The organism is Sporosarcina saromensis (genome assembly GCF_033253735.1).
Taxonomy (GTDB): domain Bacteria; phylum Bacillota; class Bacilli; order Bacillales_A; family Planococcaceae; genus Sporosarcina; species Sporosarcina saromensis.
In genome coordinates this window covers 41,342-65,249 of sequence record NZ_JAUBDI010000003.1, presented here as the reverse complement: position 1 = coordinate 65,249, position 23,908 = coordinate 41,342, and the positions used below count along the sequence as shown (strand labels likewise).

Sequence of the window (23,908 nt, the reverse complement as noted above, 5' to 3'; positions counted from 1 at the left end):
TTGTGAAATCTTACTCTAGTATTTTATCGACAGCTTTCTTTGCATCAGCCATTGCCTGCTCGGCGGTTTTCTCTCCGTTAAACACGAGCTGTAGCTCTGTTTGGATTGCTTCATCGATTTTTCTCCATTCTGGATGACGTGGAAGCATAATAACTTGGTCAGACATTTCCATCGCGCGTGTCATTTCAGGATTGTCTTTGAATGGATCCATTTCTGCAGCACTGATGCGTGCAGGGAAAATTCCGTAATTTTGAGCCATATGAGATTGCTCTTCTGCAGTTGAGATGAATTTCATGAAGTCTGCAACGGCAGCTTTCTTATTTACATCTTTTTGGTGCATCATGACCCATCCACCAACACCACCGATTGTGACTGGATCCCCTGATTCACCAGTTGGGTAATCAGCAACCATGAAGTTTGTCGGGTATTTACCTTGTGCTGCACCAATTGCCCATGTTGCCCAAGGTTGCATTGCGACTGTCCGTTGCTCTTCATTCGCCCATGCTTGGAACGTTCCACCAACGTCATTGCCACCGTGTGTTTCAGGCGCAACTTTATGCGTCAATTTTAAATCAGCTAAATCTTGAATCGCTTTCACAGTTTCTGGTGAATCAAAAGTGAACTCCGTCATATCATCATTAAGTGGTGAACCTCCGTTTTTGTAGAAGAACGGCCATGCTTCATAGTAGCCAGGCATAATGTATGTGGAGAAGCCGTGGACATCGATTTTCCCATCCCCATCACGGTCGAAGGTCAGTTTCTCAGCAGCTGCCAAAAACTCATCATATGTCCATTTTCCATCTTTCGGAGGCTCAACGCCTGCTTCTTCAAATAAATCCAAGTTCAAAAGCATGGAGTGTAGCGTAATACTATTTGGAATACCGTACAATTTCCCATCATGGGTGTATGCATCTAACGCGTTTTCGTAGAAATCTTTTTTCGCGTCTTTGTCAAAATACGGATCTAATGATTCGATGACGCCTTGTTCAATATGATCAATACTTACAGCGCTCCCACTAATATCGACTGGCGCGATATCTGGCCAAGCTTTACCTGCAATCGCAACACCTAGTTTATCGCCCATTTCAGCCCAAGGCACTTGGACTAAATCGATTTCAACGCCATCATTCGCTTCTTCGTATTCCTTAATTTTCGCTTCTAACCAATGGAATTTATTGTCGTCTTCATCTGGCCATCTCGGTCCGTCCCAAATTGTTATTTTCCCTTTAAATTCTTCTGCATTTCCTGCATCTTCTTTCTCACTACACGCCCCAAGTACAGTTGCTGCCAACCCTAATGACAAAACGGCTGCAGCTGACTTCTTCCACAATCTCTTCATCTCTTAACCCCCCAAAGTTTTAAATGATTATATGGTTACAACTTTTTCCCCTTTTGTTTAATAGTTATTTGTTACTTGTATTGAGTGTGTCTTACTTTTTTCAGGAAACGGATAGCTAAGCGCCAGGGTGTCGGCTAGCTTCGAGTGGCAGCTGCTCGGGTCATAAGGAAATCCGCTGTGTGGCAAAGGGCGCCACTTCGCGTCTTTGCCTTATGCCTGTCGCAGCTAGACGCCACTCTCCGCTTTTGAGTGTCCCCATGCGATTTTTCCCATTATGGTTTCTTTTCTCGCTCCTGTTGCTTCTGGGAGGGAGTTTGGTGTTTTTTGGATTCCTAAGTAGCCGAGTAGTGCGAAGACGAAGGCTTCTTTGGCGTCTGCGTTAATACCTGCTTCGGCTGATGTGATAAGCCGGATGTCGCTAGGTAACAGTTGTTGGATCATTGCCATTAACGTACTGTTATGTGCGCCACCGCCACTGACAATCACTTCTTGTACGTCATGTGTGTCTCGGTATTTTAGAATTTCAGATGTGATGGATGATGCGGTGAACATTGTGGCGGTTGCAATTTTGTCGGCGGATGTGCAGTTGTATGCATCCCCTTCATACCAGAATTCTTTCACATACGCCTCTCCGAACAACTCGCGCCCCGTGCTTTTGGGAATAGGTGCTTTGAAATACGAATGCTGTAACAAATCGCTCAGCCATGCATTTTGCACCTTGCCACTTCTAGCGATTTCTCCATTCTCATCAAATGTCACTTGGCCATTTGAATGCCTCAAGATACAAGCGTCAATGATCATATTGCCGGGCCCCGTATCATAGGCAATGATGCTTTCTGTTGAATGAATAGGAGGCAACACTGTCAAATTAGCAATTCCGCCGATGTTAACGAGCACACGACCAGTTGTTGATTGGAATAATAGCTTATCCGCATACGGCACTAAAGGAGCACCTTGCCCTCCAACAGCCATATCTCTCGTTCTGAAATCTCCGATGACAGTCCGACCCGTTCTTTCAGCAATTACTGCAATATCTCCAATTTGTAGCGTATTCGGTCGAGCATATACATCAGCCACATCTACAGACGGTTCGTGCCAAATTGTCTGTCCATGTGAACTGATTACATCAACGGTGTCTATAGGAATCTCTAATTCTTCTAAAGCTTCTATTACGTATGTCGCAAACAGTTCACCCAAATACATATTCATGGATGAAACTTCTTGGACAGATGTCCTTGGATCCATGAGTGCATGAAGCTTTTTGCGTAACACCTCGTCATAGGGCTTTGTCGTAAAACCAATCAATGCATGTTGCAGCGTTGACTGTTCATACGAAAAATCTACAATGGCAATATCAAGACCATCCAAAGAAGTGCCAGACATCAATCCACAAACGCGCATAGGCTTCAAAGGCATCCCCCATTCTTCATAAGACTTTGTAAACGCTTACCAATAGTTTAGCTGTTGTGAAATTAAATTTCAATACAAATTTATTTTTCTAAAAAGAATTTTCAATCACGTAATCGTCACAGGCAACTTACCACTAACAGGGCATTCCCCTACTAAATACTTGGCTACCACCACAAAAGCTGTTTCTGTAAATTCATACGTACAAACCATTCGATTGACGTTTACGAAGCAGCCGGCGTCATACGGTGAACGGATTGCTACTACGTCTACAGGGTTTCCACTTGCTAGTAACCGCTGAACAAATTGTTGTTGTTCGTCTTGTTGGACTGCATTCAACGTCAGAACAACTATGTGATCAACGTTTTGAGCAACTTCTAACACTTCACGAAGACGGTTTTCATCTTGCATCGATGCAATCTCCATTGCAGTAACATGTCGGTGAACTTTGTTTAATTGCGTCGCCATGGATAACGTAGAATAGCGTTTATCTTCCACTAACGTTGCATAGTTGTTCGTCGGATATACGAGTAAGACATTGTCATTTTGTTGAATGGTTGTACCAGGCCCTACGACTTCTGTAATCCCTTTTGCGTAGACCTCTTGCATCTGCTGTTGGTGATGAAGGGAACCGACTTCTTCCAAGCCGTTTAGGTTTGTCTCAATTTCCTCCCATGACGAATACAAATTGGCAAGTTTCTCAATTCTAGCGATTGATGCGTCAATTTGCTCTTCGGCTATTCTTCCCGTTCGTACTGCTTGTTCCAACGCCTTGACTGCTTGCTCTTGCAAGTCATGCAAATGGGAAACCATGACAAAATCAACACCCGCTTCGACTGCTCGGACACATCCCTCCACTGTCCCTACACCTTTAGCAATCGCATCCATTTCCATACAGTCTGTCGTAATGACACCTTCAAATCCTAATTGTTCTCGCAATAGCCCTGTTATGACCGCACGAGATAACGTCGCTGGCACGTTTGCTTCACGTTCTAATGCAGGAAAGTAAACGTGCGCACTCATGATCGCATCTGCCCCAGCACTCATACATGTTTTAAATGGCACTAATTCCACCGCATGTAAACGGTCCAAGTCATGTGCAATGACCGGCAAATCAAGATGAGAATCAACACTCGTATCGCCATGACCCGGAAAATGCTTCAATGTCGTCGCTATCCCCGCTTCTTGCATACCTACCATTGAATGTTTTGCCATTTCTGCGACTTCCATTGGATTTTCACCAAAAGAACGTACACCGATTACCGGATTGTCAGGGTTATTATTCACATCCACGACCGGAGCAAGGTTCCAGTTAATGCCGAGCGCTTTCAATTCTTTACCCGTCAAAAAACCTGCTTGCTGTGCTAAAAGAGAATCTTTTGTCGCTCCTAATAGCATCGCTCCCGGTATAATTGTCGTCCCTTCTCCCAATCGTCTCACTACACCGTTTTCCTGATCAATGCATATGAGCAAAGGTGATGTATACCCTGCTTTTTTCGCTTCACGTTGCAAACTGTTCGTCAACTTGCGAATTTCCTCAGGCGTACCAATGTTTCTGCCAAATAGTATAATTCCTCCTATGTGATACGTATGGATCAAGTGTTTTATTTCCTCAGACATCGTGATCCCTTTAAATCCGGCTACAAGTAGTCGACCGACCTTCTTTTGTAAATTCATGGTACTCCTCCTTTTTAAAATGCAGCCTACAATGTATTCCACTGCCCTCGATGAAGACTAATCGCTCATTTAGTTTCATATAGTTTTGTCATGATGAGGTTATGTAATCGTGGCCGCAAGCGAATCATGGAAGCGGTTCTTCCAAAGTAGACTCGGTTGGTCAACAACATGACAGTCAGTTCATTCACAGGGTCAATGAAAAAACTTGTGCCAGTAAACCCTGTATGACCATATGTTTTTGAAGACATCAGGTCTCCAATAGGACTCGACCCTTCTCCTTTCAACTGCCAGCCAATCCCTCTGCTTTCGGTTGAATACGATGTAAAATTCTTTTTAGAAAGTGCTAACCACTGTGGATGAATAATCGTTCTTCCATTATAGACACCCTCCGTCTCCAACATCGACGTGAAACGTGACAAATCTTCCATTGTTGAGAATAAACCTGCATGCCCACTCACACCGCCCATAAATTCCGTATTATCATCATGGACAATGCCATATTTGTGGCCTTGTAAGTGCTCAACATATTCTGTTGGAGCAAGCTTATCCCGAGCGACTTGCGGTTTAAAGCAAGTAGCCTGCATGGAGAGCGGTTCAAATAGATGTGTCTTTGCATATTCTTCAAGCGGTTGTTGTGTTACTTGTTCAATAATCTCCTTTAGTAAGATGAACCCTAAGTCACTATAGACGACAGCTGTATCTGATTGATAAGTCAACTCATCGCGCTTAATTTCCTCCAATACTGCTTGCGCTGACAGCCTTCTTTCAAAATAAGGACGATGCGCAATCAAACCGGAAGAATGGGTTAACAATTGTTGAATGGTTATAGCTTCTTTTCCTTTATTGCCAAAACCATCAACGAATGTAGCGACTTTGTCATGTAAGTGGATTTCGCCTGCGGTACAAAGTTGTAAAATTGCCGGCAACGTTACCATCACTTTTGTTAAGGACGCCATATCAAAAACGTGAGCACTCGTCATCGGGACTTTGTCATTTTCTAAGCTATTTGTTCCGAGTGCTTCATCTACAAGTATTTTCCCTTTGTGCCGAATTTGAATGACCGCACCTGGTGTCACTTGCTCATCGATTTCTCGTTGTAAAAACGCTCGTATCGCTTCTCTCAATCACTTCACCCCTATCGTTTTGCGCATTCCTTGATAGCGTTTCCAAGGTATGAAACCAAGTTTTTTATAAAATGAATCCAGTTGCGTCCAGTCAATGACAATTTCATCCACACCTCTTGACGCCAATTCATTGGCTGCCGCCTTTACTAAATCCAAACCAAAGTGCTTCCCCCGTATGGACTTGTCTATTCCTAACGGACCAATTCCACCTAATTCACCTTGTACTAATCCGGACCAATAAACGTTTTGCGCAATAACTGGCGATTGTGCATCATTGATTCGGCAAAAGCCTTTCAATCTAGCCTTCTGATATAAACCTATGAATTCCCGACCTGTCCCTAGCAGTTTTTCGTAATGAACCGCTTCATAATGCCAACGACCAGGAAAAGTGTGTTTTAGGAATTGGACGAGGTTCGGTACGTCCTCATCACTTAGCACGCGAAAATGGTCGGCTGAATTGGTTAATTTGTACAACTCAGCATTCCTCATATTCTTTTTCAAATCGGTTTCGACAGCAGTCTTTTCATAGCCTTTTTCCTTGAACCATTCAATAGCAGATAGATCTTCTAGCGGCACACCTGGGAAGTAATGCCACGGATCACGCCCTAAAAGAATTTCACGTACATTTGCTTCCTTTAATGCCTCTTCCGCATGATAAAGGAGCTTCGACCCGATTCCACGATGACGTGCAGAGGATTTGACGAGTAAGCATTGAAGCCAACCAATTGACGTCGACATTTGTACAGGAAGCTGTTCTTGAAACTGTTTCGTGACAACAAAGCCGAGTAGCTCACCATTTTCGACGATCGCTACGGATCCTTTCCAATTTACATTTGAATCACGGGTGGTATTTTGATGCCATAACGCATTTGTCATCGGAAAACGATTTCCGATTGTATCATTCCATAGTTGCACAATTTGTGAATGATCAAGCTTATCCATGTACACTTTTTCCAATGGTACACCCCCCTAAAGCTGTTCATTGAATCGAGCTGAAAAGTCCTCTGCTACTTGTATGCCTTCACTTGCAAAAGCTGCTAAAACAGCTCCTCCGACTGGTGGTACTTTTGTTAATTCAAATGTAACAGACGGCAACGACACTTTTGACAGTGCGCGAAATTTCTCTATAAAAAATGGTCCTTCGGAAAAAACGCCACCTGATAACACGATGTTTGTTGCATGATTGTTAGCAAATAAAGTCCGATGACACGTGTGAATGGCATGCACCATTTCTTTACACGCTTCGTTTGTAATAGCAAGCGCAACCGCATCACCTTGTTGTGCCTCTTCCACAACGATATTTGCAAGGGGCGCAATTACCGATCTCGGATGCTCATTCCCATAGACTTTTGAAATGATTGTAGGAACATGAGCTATTTGGAAGTGCTTGCAAAAACGGTTCGACAATGAAGTCTCTGGACCACGTCCATCGTACGCACGAAAGATCGCTTTTAGCGCATGCTTGCCTAAATAGAAGCCGCTACCTTCATCATCAAACAAATAACCCCAACCACCTACTCGAGCCTCTTTGCCTTCTTCATTCACACCTAATGTGATTGCTCCTGTGCCTGCAATTTGCACAATCCCCGGCTTCCCTAATGTGCCTGCGTAAAGTGCATTCCACGCATCATTTTGTACTGTAACAACAGTTTGTGGCGGTAACCCTTTACGCAAAAGGGTTACCACCTCCTCATCACGACCACTTTCGCCAACACCTGCTATGCCTGCATAACATAAGGAAAGTTGTCGAAAAACATCGTCGTTTTGTTTTTTCAAGTCCACTAATAGAGACCTTAACACTTCTTCAAATGCTTCTTGCGTGAGGGTGTTCGGGTTACTTCTGCCAGCAACAGCATGCATGTAAACGTTCCCAAATTCATCCGCAACAACTGCAGTTGTTCGCGTCCCCCCACCGTCTATTCCTAAAACATACATGATACGACGACCGCCTTTTTAATATCTAGTTTCCAAATCAATTCCTGTATAAAAGTGCTTTAAGATGACATCGTACGTATAGCCTTTTTCAGCCATGCCGACAGCACCGACTTGTGACATCCCAACTCCATGTCCCCAGCCGCCGCCATCTACTTTGTATCCGATTGTTTCGCCTGTCTCTTGATCTTTCATTGGCTCAATGATGAATAGCGTACTCAGCAATACTGCTGGGCTTCCGTTTGCGTTAATATATTGCAATGCCCACCGAATACGGTCTTTATATTCGTAGAACGTCCCATTTTCCGTAACGAACTCAATCACCGCAGCTCGTCCTGATCGCGAACGTTCCGTCACATTAATTTCAAGGACTCTACCAACATCCGTATTGAAATAACTTCCGATAACGTCACTAATCTCTTCGGCAGTCCACTCGAAATGCCAGCGGTAATACCGTGACCAGTCCGCTTCAAAATCTCCATTCTTCACTTTTCGTAGCGACTCGGAGTTCCCGGTTTTCTTGTAAATTTCCAACGCAGGTACATACTTCAATGAATTCCCTTTCTGCGCTACATGTGTCGCCCGCAAATACGGCGTTGCTTCTGAGTTCCATACATCTTCATTGCTCGCTGTAAAACCTCCACTCGTCGAATGGAATACAGCAGTGATCAACTTTCCGTCATATGTCGCTACAATCCCTTTTGTCCCGTCAACCGCCTCATTGGATATTGGATGTTCTGCCGTAAATCCTCCATATACTTGGTCAGATGTCGTCGGCAATAAATCATACCCATCCGCACTTCGCTTTCCTAGGTTAGAGAGTGCATACGTACGAGCCGCAATCGCTTGTGCTTTTTGCGCCTCCACTTCTCCATATGGAACTGGTGGAAGTTCTCTTGGCACAACTCCATACAAATACTGTTCAATGCTTAATTCATTAATACCTGCTAACGTACCACTGCTATTGAAGCCTACTTCTGCCACACCTCGATACGCCTTTCCATTGATTGTCACCATCTCGGATGCAGCAATCACTCGTACAGCATTCGTCGTCTCTTTCACAACACCGTCCATTGAAATCGTCAGTCGGTTTTCTCCTTCAGCTGTCGTAACGACTTTCCAAAATGCATCATTGGCTGCTAACCCTTTCGCGACAACTTCATTTTTAAAAGCGACCCGTTCAGCAAACGAAGCATCCGGTGCAAATTCACCGAGGTACAAACGATAGCCATTGTTATAGTTTTCTACATAAGTGGCATAACCCTCCTCGGTTGCACGCCGAACCCAATCTGCAACATACACATCACTTGTCGTGAACGCTACTTGTAAACGAAAAAAACTTTGTACCGTCGACGTACCACTCAACGCCACAACGCTTTGCGCATTTGCGCCTGTGAATAAAACCTCACCTGTCTGCTTATCAATAATGTCAAAATTCCCTTGTCCCCCAATACTTAGAGACTCAACAGCCGGCACGACCCCTATCCGGATGATCGGTTCCTCAGCAGACTCACCTGCAGACGCCAAAGACGCCCCCCATCCTTGAAGTACCATCGCACATACAAATACACTGACAGTAAGAACCTTCCACAATCTCATTCACTCACCCATCCTCTCAATGTAGACTATTCAAACAGCTTGCTAGTATAAAAAGTTCGACGCCTCTATGAAAATACCTTTTAAAAATATAGATTATTTTCGATATTTTTTTTCATCCATTTAAATTGGCATCCTTTTCACACCAGACCCAAATTTGTCAAAACCCATTTAGCGCGTTTAACAGCTACTGTGTATAGTCCTCTCCGCGAATTCTCAAAGAACTTTCGTAAAACGTGGCTCTGTAATCGGTACGCGGCATAAACCACTTAATCGCCGCATACTTCGCCGGTTCGCAGCATAATCCTCTCAATCGCGGCATACTTCTCCGGAACACCGCATACTTCTGCAAAACGCGGCATAATCCTCTCAATCGCCGCATAACTCCTCATAACAACGCAATCCTCTCCGTAAGAGGAAACTACACAAAGGAAACTCTCAGTCATGCATGACCAAACAAATAAAAAACGACCTCAAAGACTTATCGTCCTTTCAGTCGTTTTTCCTCCTCTTGCATCGCCTTTACACGGACATCTCCACCCGTTTTTCCTGCACGCATCGTCAGTCGTTCATGTTCAGCTATAGCTGTCAACACATATATGCTTTGTAGCATTTTACATCCCTCCATTTCATCACCCTTCTCATACTATGTAGCGTTTTCCATTTGGAGACGACTCTAGTAAAAATACTATTATTCAAAAGCGATCTATAATTCAGACACAATATGATTTATTGAATAAAGTACTGTAGAAACGATCTTCAACCTGTTGCAATAACATTCTACTGCAAGTGCGTTTTATATAGATGGTTCTGTTTTATTCCAAAAACACATCGTAAACTTCGTGTAATCCTTTGTAACATTTCTGTAATTTTACCGCCTCTGAACTGTAATGTTTAACCTGTAGACTGATAAATGTAAAATAATTGATCGGTAAATAGAAAATAATTAAAGCCATATAGATCAGTGGTGGATAGGGGAAATGCATGAAGAAAGTCGCTTTATCATTACTCGTAGCAGGTTCATTGGCATTTGGTATTACAACTGAACATTCACAAGCAAGTGCAAATACAACAGAAGTAGCATCCGTACAAAATAGTACATACTCAACTGCATATAATGTCAATGTCCGTAGCGGAGCAGGAACAGGTCATAAAATTGTCACGTTAGCGAAAAAAGGCACGAAGGTTTCTGTCATTGGAGAGAAAAAAGTTGGAAAACAACTTTGGTTCCAAGTGAAAGTGAACGGTAAAACGGGATGGGCACTTAGTTCTTTATTGACAAAAAAAGCAGTCACAACAAGTAGCGCTGCCTCTTCTTCAAAAGTTGTAGAAACAGCAAAAGGACTGACAGGCATTCCGTATCGTTTTGGCGGTACAACGACGAGAGGATTCGACTGCAGCGGTTTTGTTCAATATGCATTTAAGAAATCCGGTAAATCCGTTGCAAGAGATACACTTGGCCAATATGCACAAACGAAAAAAGTAAGCAATCCTAAACCGGGTGATCTCGTATTTTTCAAAAACACATACCGTCCAGGCATCTCTCACGTCGGCATTTATATTGGAAATAACAAATTTGTCCACGCAGGTGGAAAGAAGTCTCAAGTTGTTAGCTTGGACAATCGCTATTGGAAATCAAAATTCGATAGTTTTAAGCGTTTCTAATTGAATTGATGTCTCCCAAAAACCGTGTAGAGCAAGTTAGTCCTTGCTTTACACGGTTTTTGTAATTGACTAGAATTTCTTCTTCAACACCGTACGATTTTCTTCCGCATGCGGCCATGTTTGCAAAAATTGTATTGTTTTCAAGCGACCAATCTCCATCATTTCTTCTTTTTTTTCATCTTCAAGATCAAACTGTGTCGCACTATATTGCTCTACCGGTATAAAAATAATATCTTTTTCATGTTTTCTAGAAATATAACGCTCGTCATGTGCATTTTTCATTGTGGAAAATAATCCTTCAAACAAATTCAATGCATTATCAATTTTCCTTCCAGGCATTTTATCTTTTGGGTGACTCAATTTCATGCCAATTAACGGCCTTTTACGAAAACCGTCCGCTTCATCAAAAATCCACATTGGGAAATTGCTTAACACACCCCCATCCACGACAATCGTCTCGCCTGTCGGTGTTTTTAATCGCACCGGTTCAAAGAAAAAAGGAATTGTACAGCTCATCCGCAAAGCACGTGCAATCGGAAACATGCCCGGTTCTATTCCGTAATGGACGAGATCATCTGGCAGTACAATCATCTTACCGTTTGTCAAATCAGAGGCAACTAATTTTAATGAACCCGCCGGTAAGTCCGAAAAATTGTACAGCCCTTTTAATGATAGTTTCTCAAAAAACCAATCTTCCAATGCTTGCCCTTGATAAAGTCCCATTCGCCAATAGAGGAACAACCATTTCATGAATGGAAACGGAATTAGCGTTTTACGTGGATCGAGTAAATTTTGCAAATCTTCTTCTTGCATCATATCCTCGATTTCCTTTGCAGTATACCCCGCTGCTATGAAGCTCGCCACGATCGCACCCGCACTCGTTCCAGCAACACGTCGAAAACGATAACCTCTCACTTCCAACGCTTGGTACGCACCGACTAAAGCAAAACCTTTTAATCCACCACCCGCAAACACGCCATCGATATACACAGCATCCCTCCAATTGTTGGTCATAGGAAGAGCGCAATGAAAACAGCATTCATTGCTATTTGACAAGAATCGTTTTTCACCAAAACATAAAGCTTACATGTAGTTTCCATCCTCTGTATAACGGGTATTCATGCAATACATACACCACCTAAAGGAGGAAAATTTCTATGGATAAAAAGGTATTTATCGGCATGTACCACAACGACTCGGAACTGATGAAAAAAATAGATGACTTGAAAGCGCAAGGCATAGATGGTGAAAATATCTACTTAAATGCACAATATGATTCGGATGTTACGATGTTCCAAGGAATGAAATATGGAGATGTACAAACGACCCCTGATTCATGGTTTGACCGCTTTTTAGATTTCTTAACTGGAGAAAACCATGTCCGCAGCATGTTGCAAGAAGTCGGTGTGCCTGAAGAAGATATGGACAATTATTATCGTGAGATAGAAAAGGGCGGAAAACTGCTGTATGTGGATCAAGGCGAACTGCACGAGTATCACGCACAAACGATTAATCAATTCGGTATGATGAACGAAGGTACGGATCCTAACCTAGGAGCAAACCGAGTGACCCCTGAAGATTATGAGTCGCCTTCTTCTACGCATGAAACGAACAGAATGGTTGATCCTCAAGCACCATTAGGACGCGTAGGTGGTGAAGCGATGTCAACATTTAATCCAGCAACAATGTCCATCACACCTGGTGTCCCACAAGCACCTCTAGTGAATCCAGATGCTCTTTTACCGAAAGATCCAGCACAAAAGGAGCTTGAAGAACAGCGTGCCATCAATGAAGAGATTGTGAACAGGCAGCAAGCGCTACACGAAGAAGTCGTTCATCCGTCAGATGCAGCAGTTGTTCATAATCAGGAAGCTTCTAGCGAATCTGAACAACTAACCACTGTCGATCAAGAAGTGAAAATCCAAAAAGATGACGAAACGATCCGCGTTCCACTCGAAGATTTCCACCCTGAAAGCCCGGTCGATGCGTATACGACGGAGCAACTGGCAGAGAGTAAAAAGACCGATTATACTACCAATGAGCAACCACCATCTAATCAGTTGTCTGAAGAACAACAACTGACTGATGAGCGTGTTACCAAGCGTCCGAACAACGAATTCCCACACTAATCAGAGAGGAGCACCCCTTGAATGTTTACGTTTAAGGGGTGCTTTTTTCAAGAAGTTAAAGCTTGTGAATTCCTACGTATCCAGTTCGTCAGATACGTTTTGAACGTCTTGTAACGTAAGCTTTTCTAACACTTCATGTTGAAGGTCGCCCATTTTTTTATTGTGCGCATTGATTTTATCCAACATGTCGAGAATATCGTATAAGTCATCATATTGATGAACTGCAAAATCATTCATCGACAATCGGTGATTTTGCAAGCTCCTTCTCAAACGAAATACCGTTTCGGCTTGCTTGCTAATTTCATGATGAATGGCATCTTGCTGGGTAGTCGCTTCTAGTAAAGTGTTGTAAATGCTGCCCATTCGTTCTTCCATTTCGTCATGTCGAAAGCGTTGTACATGTTTTTGGTTCTGGACCGTTTTCAACAACTTTTGCGATAGTGCCTCAACTCTTGCAACGGCATCTTGAAGGTGTATGTTCGTCTGTTGCTGTTCTTGCATAAAAGAAACATGGGGATTCCAAACAAACTGTTTTTGATTTGTCACGCTAGCATCTACCTTTTCGTGCAAATGAACGTTAGGCTTTTTCAAATGCATGAACTCCTCTATTTTTTCTTCCTTCTATACTATGTTAAACACCCAGTTAGATGTTCTCTTTTACCTGAAATTTGTTTTCTTCATCCAGTTTCAGGGTAATGTAATTGTAAAAACACGAGGAGGTGCATTTGTGAAGAAAACCTTTATCGGCGTTTATCATTTCAGAGATCAGTTATTTTCAAAAATAAAAGAGCTGCAACAGCGAGGCGTTCATGCAGAAGATATATACATTGTCGCTAAAGATCAAGTTGTCGTTGAAGAATTGAAAAGCGTCACATCCCAACACATCCAAGATTCCCCCTCCTCTATGGTGAAACGTTTTTTCGGGTTTCTAACAGGAGAAGACAATGTACGTAGCATGCTGGGCGAAGTCGGCTTTTCAAAAGCAGAAGCTGATTTGTATTTCAAGCAAGTCATGAACGGAGCAATGCTTATTTACATTGAAGGGCCACCGCTAGATGACCCTCCGATGTCAGCACTTGTTGTAGGAGATGATGGGTATCGAGCGTATGAGCCTGTGCAGATTGAAGACTCGAAAGTGTCAGGATTAGAAGGTGAATAGAGAAGCATGTAACACAACAAAAAAACGCTCTATTAGAGCGTTTTTTTAAATCAACATTCTTAGAAATTACTTTTTTGTAGTATTAGAAGTCCCCTCCTCCATTTTCCGCTTCTCCTGAAAGTAAATTGATGGCAGTAGTATTCCCAAAGCTACTATAGCTATTGTTTGAAAGTCTACGTTCCTGTACAACGCAATAAGCCAGTCGTAGAAAATCATGAGACACACCTCCTAAGTTTGTTCTCACACTAGAATGTTTATAAAAATAATAATAAACAAGAATAATTGTTTCAAATTTGCCCGTTGTCTAACATTTACGGCGGTATGTTCATTGACTATTGACACATCCTAGCATGTTGAACATTGAATAAATCTCTCTCCTATATATTAACATATAACTTTATTAATTTGTTTTATTAAACATTTTATTCTGATATATAGTCAACATACATAATTTTATACATTCAAATAATATTGATTTGTAAAACTAATAATGGTAACCTAATGAAAGCGCTTTATTTTTTTTGTGCGTTAGTTGAATTTATTTCAACTTTGTTGAATCGAGTAACTACTATCCTAGGAGTGAGCTTATGAAAACGAAAAACTCTAGAATACCAAAGTATTTTCAAATGTCCGTTTCAGATCGACAAGAAGTATTGGCTTCTTCACTTTTACTAAAAGAGGAACAGCTAAACGTATTAAAAAATGCTACTGATGGTTTACCTTTAGCCATTGCAGATAAAATGACAGAAAATGTTATCGGGACATTTCCATTGCCATTTGGGATTGCGACAAACTTCACGATCAACGGAAAAGATGTGTTAATTCCCATGGCAGTTGAAGAGCCTTCCGTTGTCGCTGCCGCTTCTAATATGGCAAGGATTGCAAGAAGTACAGGTGGTTTCTCTACTACGTATTCTGGTTCCATCATGATTGGACAAATTCATGTCACGAACATTAAAGATATGGATGAAGCAAAACAAGCACTTAACGATGCAAAACTTGAACTCATTGAAAAAGCGAATACGTACGACCAGACTTTAGTCGAATTAGGTGGAGGCGTAAAAGATATTGAGCTTCGCGTTCTTGAATTGGGAACTTCTGAAAAAGTACTAATCATTCACTTACTCGTAGATGTTTTAGATGCGATGGGGGCAAATGCAGTAAACACCATGGCAGAAAGATTGACACCGACAATAGAGAAGTTGACTGGTGGGGATGTATTATTAAGAATCTTAAGCAACTTGGCCGTTTATCGTCTGGCAAGCGCCAAAGTAAATATACCTTTCCTTTCTTTAGAAACAAATGAATTTAAAGGTCAAGATGTCGCAAAAAGAATGGTGTTAGCGAATGAAATAGCATTGGCAGATCCATACCGGGCAGCAACACACAATAAAGGAATCATGAACGGTATCGATCCTGTTTTAATTGCTACTGGCAATGACTGGCGTGCCATAGAAGCTGGTGCACACGCTTATGCCACGAAGGAAGGTCAATATTCAGCTTTGACAAAATGGTATACTGATGACAAAACATTATATGGTGAGTTAACAATGCCAATGGCAGTCGGTATTGTGGGCGGAGCAACAAAGACACACCCTATGGCACAACTTTCACTTCAATTAATGGATGTTAAAACAGCGTCCGAGCTCGCACAAATTATTGTTGCTGTCGGTCTCGCTCAAAACATGGGCGCCATCCGTGCTTTAGCAACTGAAGGCATTCAACGAGGACACATGACACTCCATGCCAGAAATATCGCTTCTCAAGTTGGCAGGAATCCTGAAGAAATCGACTGGTTGGAGCAAGTAATGATTGAGAAAAAAGATGTTAGAATGGACACTGCAAAAAGTCTGCTAAACAAGAAATTGATAAGTGAGTGAAAACGATGAACCCTAATCAAACAGGTAGGAAAATTAAAGAACTGCGACGCAAAAAGAACATGACACAGCAACAATTAGCAGAAGCAACTGGTTTCACAAAAAGCTTAATCTCAAAAATCGAGAACGGACAAACAGGTTCAGCAATTGCTACTCTCTCCAAAATTGCTTCCGTGCTAGGTGTCACCTTGTCATGGCTATTGCAAGAAGAATCGGATGCGGAACTTGTTATTATGAAACAAGAGGAGCGCAAAACAATTGAAGCTGGAGAAGAAGCAAATTATCTGTATCAATCGTTGGCAAATCTATCTACAAACAGTAAAATAGAGCCTGTCGTCGTCACTGTCATCCCTGGGGCAGATATGATTCAGCCTTATACGCATGAAGAGGATGAGTTCATTTTCATCCTGTCCGGAAAAATCAACTTTTCATACGGTGGAAAAACGACTATACTTCAATCTGGAGATAGTGCCTATTTCAAAGGGAAGACTCCACACGTATTTTTACCAGGAAACGATATGGAAGCGAAAGTATTAACGATATTCATTTCCAACAACTAGGAGGTTCATTATGGAGAAAAAAGAAGGCGTTTTCTACGATATTTGGGGAGATAACGTCAATTTGAAGGATCTACTCATATCGATTGTCTTGTCGATTGCGTTGACACTCGGCGGGTATATTATTGCACCGAACGAGCCACCAATGCCACTTGTTTTCGGACTGACTGGCGGAATTATCGCCTTTATCATTTCGAGTATCCTCATTAAACCGAAGCGAAAAATTACAACAGAAACGGAGGATAACGACTAATGGATTTGACAATCATCTTATTGATGGTACTGGCAAGTGTCGGCGGTGCTGTTCTTTATACAATAATCGGAATCGCGCCGGGTACTGATGAAACAGCAGTCCTTGCGCCTGTGACACTGGCACTTGTATTACTGAACGTCTCACCGTATGTCATACTTTCATTTTTCATCTCTGCAATCGTTGCCAAAAAATTGACGGATTCCATTCCCGTCGCCGTAGCCGGAATTCCGGGTGGCGTCATGGCTGCACCGATGGTTGAGCATGCAATGGTGCTCAAACAACACGGCTTGCCTGACGTCAGTATCCGTAAAATGGCTTCCGGATCGGTCATTGGGACAATCGTATCCATTCCATTAAGCTTACTCATCGCGAGTTTGATCATGCCTTATGCTTCATCCATCAGCAAGCATGCAGGACTGATCTTTTTCTTAGGTGCACTTTTCCTGGCATTACTCTCTGCTAACAAATTGCTATCTTTGTTAATGATTGTCCCATTTGCCTTACTCATTCAAGGACTTCGTCATCTCTACTGGGACATCGGCATCGTGCCAGAGGATAAAACTGTATTCGTCTCGTTCTTCCTCGGCATCACAATTGGACCGATCGTATTCAAACTGTTTGAATTGATGAGCAAAGAATACCGGGAACGAGAACAGATCATTGGCCTAAAAGAAATCAGCTTTAAAAATCACGGCAAGGAAAAAGGGTTTCCAAATCCTTTTAAAATCCTGACCAAACAAGAAGTGGCAACGTCCGCCCTTGGTAGTTCACTTGGTACACTAACATTTTTCCTAACTCCTGTCGGCATGACCATTTTCTTGGGCGAATTTTTGACAAGACATATTAAAGACCCCGTCCAACGTGCATCACGTGCTATCTCTACAATGGACGGACTGACTAACGCATCCTACATTTCAGGAACGTTAATTCCGTTAATCGCGATCGGCTTGCCGTTGTCCCCAATGGCGATTGGACCCGCAAACGCACTATTCAATGCGCCGCCTGTTTTCACACCTGAAAACAATATTCACCATATCATGTCAATGAGTGAAATTGTTATCGCAACGGTCATCGGTGCTACGATCGCAATCGTCTTGACATTTTACGCTACGATTAAGTACTCCAATCAAATATGTGCATTTGTTTTCAAATGGGTGCCCCATGAAGCAATGATTGGATTGTTCGCAGGACTCGTCGTCATGCTCGCATTCATGGATGCAGGATGGGCGAACATTTTCGGCGTCATGTTAGTTGCCTTGGTAGCAGGTTTCTTACATCGGCACGGCGTCAACTATGGTGTTATGTTCATGATTCTTTATGCTGCTCCATGGTTGATGGGATTGATTTAAACTATAATTTTTTCTAAGCGTTCACTTTAGCCAGAAGTTAACCGCACTGAACCGATTTGCATGGATTCAGTGCGGTTTTTTGGTGATTTTTTAATGACAACAGCATCGCTCCAAAAACTTGTTCACATTCAAACGTGTATTCGCACGAAAGAAATTTTTTATCATTCGAGTTCACATTCTATTCGATTGTATACGGGAAGTTATCAATCGTATAGCAAGAGTTATCAATCGTATAGCAAGAGTTATCAATCGTATACGAAAAGTTATCGCTATTTCGTGACCTTTAGACTATGAAAACCTGAGTCCAAAAACCTTTTTTATCAAAGGCATTATGCGCAAATCATTCAATTACACGCCACACAGCAGCTCGCGGGAATCCAATCGTGTAAAAATGGCCACAGTCGCGCTAGAATGCACTTGACCATCTACAGACTTTCATTTAAAGCGATTATTTGCAAGGTAATAACTTCGTTTAAATACGTCTAGATCTACGATAAAAATAAAGCCGTTCCACCATATGACCGTGTCTTCTGTTCATGATTTTGATTCATTTCCATATACTACGCAAATAACAGTTGGTTTCTCATCACTAAAACAAGGGTATCTTCTTTGGACAAGTACGTTTGAGGAGGTGGAATCATTGCAAAAAACGTTTATCGGCAGTTTTCCAAACCAACAACGATTAGTTGCGAAGATTGTTGATCTAAAAATAGATGGCGTGGCAGAGGAAGACATGTCAATTGTCATGAAAGATGAAAAGGCTGTGGAGCAACTAATTTTGCATGCAGACAAAGACGGTGAAGATTCTCCATACAACCTGTTTAATCGATTTATTGGCTTCCATGTAGGGGAAAAAAATGTCCGACAAATGTTGCGTGACTCGGGCTTTACCGACACGGAAGCGAAACATTATTTTGATGCGGTCCAAGAAGGTGCATTGCTCTTGTATATAAATGGAAGGCTGTCTAAAGAATACTCCGCGGACGAGGACCATCCATATGACCAGTATGCCCCGATTCCGTTGGATGAAATCGAAGCTGGTGAGCAATAGGATAAAGAGCCGACGTTTTACTTGGTGTAGCAGACATTCAGCATCCGCTTTGACGATGGGATCAATCCAGCTTAACCGTTTGCATTAAAAGACCGCATGGCATCAAGTACTACAAACTTGATGCCATGCGGTTTATCCATAAACAAAGGCGTAAAACCTCATTCAGCCAAATAACGTTCGCGCCATTGAGCAAGCTCATGTTCCAGTATCTGTGCTTCCAACTGTTCGTCCCACTGCTCCGTCATTGTATTCCATACGCGTGCATATAAACGTTCATTGCCCAAATTATGCAACTGAAATTCAATGCATGGTACAAATTTCTGTTCCAATTCCGTGACAGTCTTAATGGATTGAATGACTTTTTGAACATGTTCCTTTTCGGATTCCGTAACCCTCACTGACTCCAATGCATTTCGCCATTCTTCATCTTCAAAAGCGGTTGTCGCACGTGATTTATTCGCATACCGATACGTTTCTTTCGCATGATCCACTACATTGCCTACGAAGAATTGAACATGCGAAGCACTATAATAGACAGTTGCATCCTCATTTTCTGGCACGCTGACATATACGCCACTCTCCAGCTGTTGCCTCCCCTTTTCCGTCAATGTATAGGTGCCTCCTGCTTTTTGAATCATCGCCGTTTGCTCAAATTTGTCCATCATGTCTTGTATGAATAAAGGCTCGACGACTAACAGCTTGCTTACTTCCTCTGCCGATGCAAACGAACCTGTGCGAAAAGCGGTGAGCAACATTTTCATTAAAATATCCATTTTTGTTCGCTCCACTGTTTCAAATGAGACGTCAAATGACTGAACGGGCAATGACCATGTCGCAGTCGCTAGCAATTTCACATTCGTATCACGCAACAACTCATTACGTAGCTTGTTTTCAAGCTCTTTCATTTAGCCATTCCTCTCTACCGAAAGCTCCTTGAAGCCGCCTTTCGTTTTTACGTTTTCAACGAGTCGCGTATACATCTCTCTCGTTTCTGCTTTTTTCGGTCGTTTCATGAACATGTCCGAACTGCCGACAATAATGAGCAGTTCCCGTGCACGCGACAAAGCAACATTCAAGCGTCGATAATCTTCTGCAAAGCCAATCGTTCCACTCGGTTGCTGATGATTCCGGACAAAACTTAAAATGATAATATCCATTTCCATCCCTTGGAATTTATCGACTGAGCCCGTTCGGCAATGCAAGTGTTTTGGCATGATTTCCTGTTCAATCAAACGGTCAATCCGCTTTACTTGTTCTCCGTAAAAACTGATGACACCGACACTTTTCTTTTCATCCGCTTGCATGCGGCCGTCACGTTTCGCCTCATCTGTTGCAGACTCGATGTCCACCAGCAATTCACGTATCATTTCCAACTCTGATTCATTATACAAACTCGTGCCGCCTTTTACTTGCGCTTCAAAATAGGGGGGCTCATTCGGCATATCGAACCACAGCAAATGATCGTTTTTTTGAATGAACCGGGATGTCAATCGATGATCGCGAGCCGTATTTGAATCAGCCAAACCACATTGTAATCTGTATTGCCCTTCTGCGTAAAACGGGGTAATCGTCTCCATTATGTCTTCATGCATACGGTATTGGATACCGAGCATCGTCTTATTCTGCTTCGGCAAACTGCGGAACAACCGTTCAAACAACGATTCCTTCAGCATGCCACGTAACACGTTCTTCTCTTTCTCATCTTGTATTTCCTCGATGACTTCTTCCATTGTTTCGCGTCCGACGAGAGGCGGCAACTGATGATGATCGCCGACAAGGATGATTTTCTTGCCTTTCAACATAGGCAACAACAATTCAGGCGGCGTCGCTTTAGATACTTCATCGATGATGACAACGTCAAATGTCGGATAATCGTCCATGAAGTCTTTACGTGCAGAAGCGACACAAGTGGTGCCGATGACATTCGCGTGTTTCACATACAATTTACGGATTTCATCCAGGTCATAATCACTTGCTGTTGCAAGCATTTCACGCCATTCATCTTGCAACGCTTTTGTGAGCGGCATTTGCTCGATTTCCTGTTGTAGCTTCACCACTTCTTCTGCTTGCACATCAATCTCTTCTCGGATTGCTTTTTTCCGTTGTTCAGGTTCTGTTCGTAACATCCCTTCCAACACGTGTAGCTGTTGTTCCAGTGAGCGGATTTCCTCTTTCAACTGTGTTTGTTCATCCGATCGCTCGGTTAGTGCTGCCTGATTCTGCTCCAACTGTTGTTGTATTTCATTCTGTCGTTCCATACATTCACCAAGTGCTCGTTCTGCTTGTTCAAACGTTGCCTTGCGCGTTTCAAATGCAAGCATTTCCTTTTCTAACTCGATGAGTTGGTGTTCAACTTCATTGCGTGTCGTCTGCTCATCCACAACATGCACGAGCTCCACGCTTTCTTCCTGTAAATGCCGGAGTTGCTTTTGATGTTCTGTAATCGCCTGTTCTGACGCAGTCATTTGATTTTTCAATTCATTCGCAGCTAGTTGCATCTCTTCCTTGATTTCTCGAATTAATGCAGAAAATCTTGCAGCAGATTCTTTATCCGATGCGGTTTTTATTATCGACATATTCTTTCGTACTTCACTTTGCTTTCCAAGAAGATACGAAAGGTTGTCAGCTAGTCTTTGCAGCAAAACGGTCTTTTGCGGGCTCCCCACCATCAACAACGTCTTTTTCGTAGCCGGTAACACGAAAAATCGACTCATCTTGTCGAGCATTTCATGCATTTCTTCAGGTGTTGTATAGTTGTGGTTCTCTTTACTCATAACCGTCTCGAGCGGAAACTGATGTTTTTGCAGCAAATCCTTTGCATACGTGACCCCTGCTGCCAGTCGCTCAGCTACTTCTTTCCATTCCAACAATTCATATGGATACGTACCGTTCGCGATTTCTACACGTAAACGCCGTAGTGCATTCATTTCCAGCGTTGCAGACAGTGAAGGCTTGAGCCCATGTACAGTAAACACTTCGTCAAGCTCCTGCAATTTCCGTACAGTCACGAGTTTATCTACAAAAGATGGATACGGCTTCAATTGTTCAGCGAACCTGCTCAATTGCGCTTCTTGTTTACGAATCTCCATCTCTGCAAAGGTAATTGCTTCTATCGTCTGAAAATACCGCAACCGTTTTTGGTGCAAACTCATTTCAGATGCTTTCTTTGCCATTTCTTCGATTGCTGCTTCATCGAGTGCTGTTTGCTGATGCAGTTCCTCGCATTGTTTCTTTTGTGTTAAAAGCTGTTCATCCAACGCTTTTAGCTGTTGCTGCTGCAATTGGAGCTCCGCCAATGTAGCCTGAACTGCCGCTATACGCTGCTCCCTATCAGCTAATGTCACTTTTTGCTTCTTATATTCCTCTTTTGCCGTCTGCTTTTGTACAATTTGCTCTGCAACCGTTTCAAGTTCCACTTCTAATTGGTGGATTTGGTCTTTCAACTCAGTCAGTTGCTGTTTCAATCGTTGTTCCCGTTCCGAATGTTCAATCCGTTGCGCATCTACAGCAGCCAGCGTCTCATCCCGCCAATGAAGCGCAACGTTCTCTTCGATGAACCGTTTGCCTTCCTCTTCAATACTTTCCGTTCGTCCATAACGCAAAATCCGGATGCCTGGATCTGACAGCAAGCGACCGAGCGCATTATCGACCGCCAAGTTGGATTGGGAGGCAACGAGTGTCCGTTTCCCGGCCTTCATCAGTTGGTGGCACAGCTCTGAAATAACCGTCGTTTTTCCAGTACCAGGCGGCCCTTGAATAACAAACAAGTCGTTCGCTGATAGAGCACCTGTGACTGCCTCCTGTTGGAATTCGTTTAATGAATGGTGAAAATCGAGAGTGAGCCGTTTATTCGTAATTTGTACAACGGGACGTTCTTCAAATAGTACCTTTTCCAAGTTCGCATTTGCAGCGAAGCCATCTTGCAAGTCTTTAAAACCTTTGCGTAAACGTCGGATTTGACTCAGTTCTGCAAAATTGCTGAACGTCAATTCCCGAACGCCTTTTGGCAATAAACCACCACGCCTCGCAACCGCTTGTTGTTTTTTATTCAACTCGATTTTGACAATTCGCTTGCCTCGCTGGACGTCAATAACCGTTCCTAAATCGCTTGTCGCCCCTTGTAATTTTGCACTGAAACCTGTTATTGCTTGCCAATCTTTAGCGTCGAGTCCACTACACGTAACCGTTAGCTCAGTGAAGGATTCATTGACAATTGGATTGGAAAATTGGGCAGTCACATCGGCAACGTCCGCATTTTTCTCTTCGATTTTCAAGTACCCTTCCCAACTTGCAATTCGTTTTTCGACATATTCTGAACGCTCTTGTGCAATCGGCAGTTCACGTAAGCGGGTATAGAGTCCAATCGGCACGGGACTGCCCGTGCGCCGATTTAGATCGAATGTTAAACGGACACCAATTCGGCGATTCGTCCGAACAGGTTCTTTCCGTCCTTTCACTCGAAAGCTTGTTGCGAGAAACCCCTCATTCTTATAGACACATTCGAGTACAGCAACGCGTTCATTTAAGAAGTTAGATAGCTGCGTGTTCGTTTGTGGGTCAAAATAGAAGGAGAATGTCATGTTGTCCTGTTTGGCCGGTTGTTTTTCAATGTGCACTGTAAAGTGATCTTGTATGCCAAATAGCGCGTGTTCATCAATCGCCCAGTTGCCAATTTCTTTTTTTGCTCGGTTTGTCATTTCCAGCCTGCAACTGATAATTTCCATGTTGTCCATGATGACATCCTCCTTCCTTTGTTGTCGTTTTGAATTTGAAAGCCATACGTTCTATCATAC

Annotated in this window: 21 protein-coding genes; 8 read left to right on the top strand and 13 right to left on the bottom strand. The window is 42.7% G+C overall.

The window, feature by feature from the left end:
• Positions 1–10: 10 nt before the first annotated feature.
• The 9 genes from QT711_RS04815 to QT711_RS04775 all read right to left on the bottom strand — a co-directional run bounded on the left by QT711_RS04815 (position 11) and on the right by QT711_RS04775 (position 9,688).
• Positions 11–1,339 carry an extracellular solute-binding protein gene (locus QT711_RS04815; protein WP_317942386.1) on the bottom strand — a complete coding sequence of 443 codons (1,329 nt, stop codon included), beginning with the start codon at positions 1,337–1,339 and terminating at the stop codon, positions 11–13.
• A 225-nt stretch (positions 1,340–1,564) separates the two neighbouring features.
• A complete protein-coding gene (locus tag QT711_RS04810; RefSeq protein WP_317942608.1) occupies positions 1,565–2,740 on the bottom strand; it encodes an anhydro-N-acetylmuramic acid kinase in 1,176 nt (391 codons plus the stop codon).
• Between the two features lie 114 nt (positions 2,741–2,854).
• Positions 2,855–4,423: a beta-N-acetylhexosaminidase gene (gene nagZ, locus QT711_RS04805; protein WP_317942385.1), complete on the bottom strand. Its 1,569-nt coding sequence runs from the start codon at positions 4,421–4,423 to the stop codon at positions 2,855–2,857.
• A 65-nt stretch (positions 4,424–4,488) separates the two neighbouring features.
• Entirely contained in the window at positions 4,489–5,547 is a 1,059-nt protein-coding gene (locus QT711_RS04800; RefSeq protein WP_317942384.1) for a serine hydrolase domain-containing protein, read from the bottom strand.
• Positions 5,548–6,495: a GNAT family N-acetyltransferase gene (locus tag QT711_RS04795; protein ID WP_317942607.1), complete on the bottom strand. Its 948-nt coding sequence runs from the start codon at positions 6,493–6,495 to the stop codon at positions 5,548–5,550.
• A gap of 21 nt (positions 6,496–6,516) precedes the next feature.
• The gene (locus QT711_RS04790; RefSeq protein WP_317942383.1) at positions 6,517–7,482 is read right to left on the bottom strand and encodes a BadF/BadG/BcrA/BcrD ATPase family protein; all 966 of its coding nucleotides are present in this window, start codon (positions 7,480–7,482) and stop codon (positions 6,517–6,519) included.
• Positions 7,483–7,500: 18 nt separating this feature from the next.
• Entirely contained in the window at positions 7,501–9,078 is a 1,578-nt protein-coding gene (locus QT711_RS04785) for a SpoIID/LytB domain-containing protein (protein ID WP_317942382.1), read from the bottom strand.
• A 266-nt stretch (positions 9,079–9,344) separates the two neighbouring features.
• On the bottom strand, positions 9,345–9,467 hold the full coding sequence (locus tag QT711_RS04780) for a hypothetical protein (protein ID WP_317942381.1): 123 nt from the start codon (positions 9,465–9,467) through the stop codon (positions 9,345–9,347).
• A gap of 89 nt (positions 9,468–9,556) precedes the next feature.
• A complete protein-coding gene (locus QT711_RS04775) occupies positions 9,557–9,688 on the bottom strand; it encodes a hypothetical protein (protein ID WP_317942380.1) in 132 nt (43 codons plus the stop codon).
• 371 nt (positions 9,689–10,059) lie between these two features.
• Here QT711_RS04775 and QT711_RS04770 point away from each other — a divergent pair, with 371 nt between their 5' ends.
• Positions 10,060–10,740, top strand: coding sequence for a C40 family peptidase (locus tag QT711_RS04770; RefSeq protein ID WP_317942379.1), 681 nt, complete (start codon positions 10,060–10,062; stop codon positions 10,738–10,740).
• A gap of 69 nt (positions 10,741–10,809) precedes the next feature.
• On the opposite strand, the gene QT711_RS04765 is transcribed toward QT711_RS04770, so the two are convergent.
• Positions 10,810–11,730 carry a patatin-like phospholipase family protein gene (locus QT711_RS04765; protein ID WP_317942606.1) on the bottom strand — a complete coding sequence of 307 codons (921 nt, stop codon included), beginning with the start codon at positions 11,728–11,730 and terminating at the stop codon, positions 10,810–10,812.
• A gap of 167 nt (positions 11,731–11,897) precedes the next feature.
• On the opposite strand from QT711_RS04765, the gene QT711_RS04760 reads away from it, so the two are divergent.
• A complete protein-coding gene (locus tag QT711_RS04760; RefSeq protein WP_317942378.1) occupies positions 11,898–12,869 on the top strand; it encodes a general stress protein in 972 nt (323 codons plus the stop codon).
• Between the two features lie 72 nt (positions 12,870–12,941).
• On the opposite strand, the gene QT711_RS04755 is transcribed toward QT711_RS04760, so the two are convergent.
• The gene (locus QT711_RS04755; RefSeq protein WP_317942377.1) at positions 12,942–13,460 is read right to left on the bottom strand and encodes a hypothetical protein; all 519 of its coding nucleotides are present in this window, start codon (positions 13,458–13,460) and stop codon (positions 12,942–12,944) included.
• A 136-nt stretch (positions 13,461–13,596) separates the two neighbouring features.
• Between QT711_RS04755 and QT711_RS04750 the strand changes: the two genes are divergently transcribed.
• The 6 genes from QT711_RS04750 (at position 13,597) to QT711_RS04725 (ending at position 19,115) form a co-directional block, all read left to right on the top strand.
• Complete coding sequence (locus tag QT711_RS04750) at positions 13,597–14,028, top strand: general stress protein (RefSeq protein WP_317942376.1); 432 nt, start codon at positions 13,597–13,599, stop codon at positions 14,026–14,028.
• Positions 14,029–14,564: 536 nt separating this feature from the next.
• Positions 14,565–15,908, top strand: a complete 1,344-nt coding sequence (locus tag QT711_RS04745) for a hydroxymethylglutaryl-CoA reductase, degradative (protein ID WP_317942605.1) — start codon at positions 14,565–14,567, stop codon at positions 15,906–15,908.
• A 5-nt stretch (positions 15,909–15,913) separates the two neighbouring features.
• Positions 15,914–16,465 carry a helix-turn-helix domain-containing protein gene (locus QT711_RS04740; RefSeq protein ID WP_317942375.1) on the top strand — a complete coding sequence of 184 codons (552 nt, stop codon included), beginning with the start codon at positions 15,914–15,916 and terminating at the stop codon, positions 16,463–16,465.
• 10 nt (positions 16,466–16,475) lie between these two features.
• Complete coding sequence (locus QT711_RS04735) at positions 16,476–16,715, top strand: hypothetical protein (RefSeq protein ID WP_317942374.1); 240 nt, start codon at positions 16,476–16,478, stop codon at positions 16,713–16,715.
• Complete coding sequence (locus tag QT711_RS04730) at positions 16,715–18,064, top strand: tripartite tricarboxylate transporter permease (RefSeq protein ID WP_317942373.1); 1,350 nt, start codon at positions 16,715–16,717, stop codon at positions 18,062–18,064. The genes QT711_RS04735 and QT711_RS04730 overlap by 1 nt, the downstream gene beginning before the upstream one ends.
• 640 nt (positions 18,065–18,704) lie before the next feature.
• Complete coding sequence (locus tag QT711_RS04725; RefSeq protein ID WP_317942372.1) at positions 18,705–19,115, top strand: general stress protein; 411 nt, start codon at positions 18,705–18,707, stop codon at positions 19,113–19,115.
• A 158-nt stretch (positions 19,116–19,273) separates the two neighbouring features.
• Here QT711_RS04725 and QT711_RS04720 read toward each other — a convergent pair whose 3' ends face one another.
• Together QT711_RS04720 and QT711_RS04715 are read right to left on the bottom strand one after the other, a co-directional pair.
• On the bottom strand, positions 19,274–20,020 hold the full coding sequence (locus QT711_RS04720) for a hypothetical protein (protein WP_317942371.1): 747 nt from the start codon (positions 20,018–20,020) through the stop codon (positions 19,274–19,276).
• A complete protein-coding gene (locus QT711_RS04715; RefSeq protein WP_317942370.1) occupies positions 20,021–23,848 on the bottom strand; it encodes an AAA domain-containing protein in 3,828 nt (1,275 codons plus the stop codon).
• Between the last annotated feature and the right edge of the window lie 60 nt (positions 23,849–23,908).

Excerpts from the sequence above, each read along its gene's own strand:
- QT711_RS04815 (WP_317942386.1), bottom strand. The coding sequence starts at position 1,339 with ATGAAGAGATTGTGGAAGAAGTCAGCTGCAGCCGTTTTGTCATTAGGG.
- QT711_RS04810 (WP_317942608.1), bottom strand. The coding sequence starts at position 2,740 with ATGCGCGTTTGTGGATTGATGTCTGGCACTTCTTTGGATGGTCTTGAT.
- nagZ (WP_317942385.1), bottom strand. The coding sequence starts at position 4,423 with ATGAATTTACAAAAGAAGGTCGGTCGACTACTTGTAGCCGGATTTAAA.
- QT711_RS04790 (WP_317942383.1), bottom strand. The coding sequence starts at position 7,482 with ATGTATGTTTTAGGAATAGACGGTGGGGGGACGCGAACAACTGCAGTT.
- QT711_RS04785 (WP_317942382.1), bottom strand. The coding sequence starts at position 9,078 with ATGAGATTGTGGAAGGTTCTTACTGTCAGTGTATTTGTATGTGCGATG.
- QT711_RS04780 (WP_317942381.1), bottom strand. The coding sequence starts at position 9,467 with ATGAGGAGTTATGCGGCGATTGAGAGGATTATGCCGCGTTTTGCAGAA.
- QT711_RS04775 (WP_317942380.1), bottom strand. The coding sequence starts at position 9,688 with ATGCTACAAAGCATATATGTGTTGACAGCTATAGCTGAACATGAACGA.
- QT711_RS04770 (WP_317942379.1), top strand. The coding sequence starts at position 10,060 with ATGAAGAAAGTCGCTTTATCATTACTCGTAGCAGGTTCATTGGCATTT.
- QT711_RS04760 (WP_317942378.1), top strand. The coding sequence starts at position 11,898 with ATGGATAAAAAGGTATTTATCGGCATGTACCACAACGACTCGGAACTG.
- QT711_RS04740 (WP_317942375.1), top strand. The coding sequence starts at position 15,914 with ATGAACCCTAATCAAACAGGTAGGAAAATTAAAGAACTGCGACGCAAA.
- QT711_RS04735 (WP_317942374.1), top strand. The coding sequence starts at position 16,476 with ATGGAGAAAAAAGAAGGCGTTTTCTACGATATTTGGGGAGATAACGTC.
- QT711_RS04730 (WP_317942373.1), top strand. The coding sequence starts at position 16,715 with ATGGATTTGACAATCATCTTATTGATGGTACTGGCAAGTGTCGGCGGT.
- QT711_RS04720 (WP_317942371.1), bottom strand. The coding sequence starts at position 20,020 with ATGAAAGAGCTTGAAAACAAGCTACGTAATGAGTTGTTGCGTGATACG.
- QT711_RS04715 (WP_317942370.1), bottom strand. The coding sequence starts at position 23,848 with ATGGACAACATGGAAATTATCAGTTGCAGGCTGGAAATGACAAACCGA.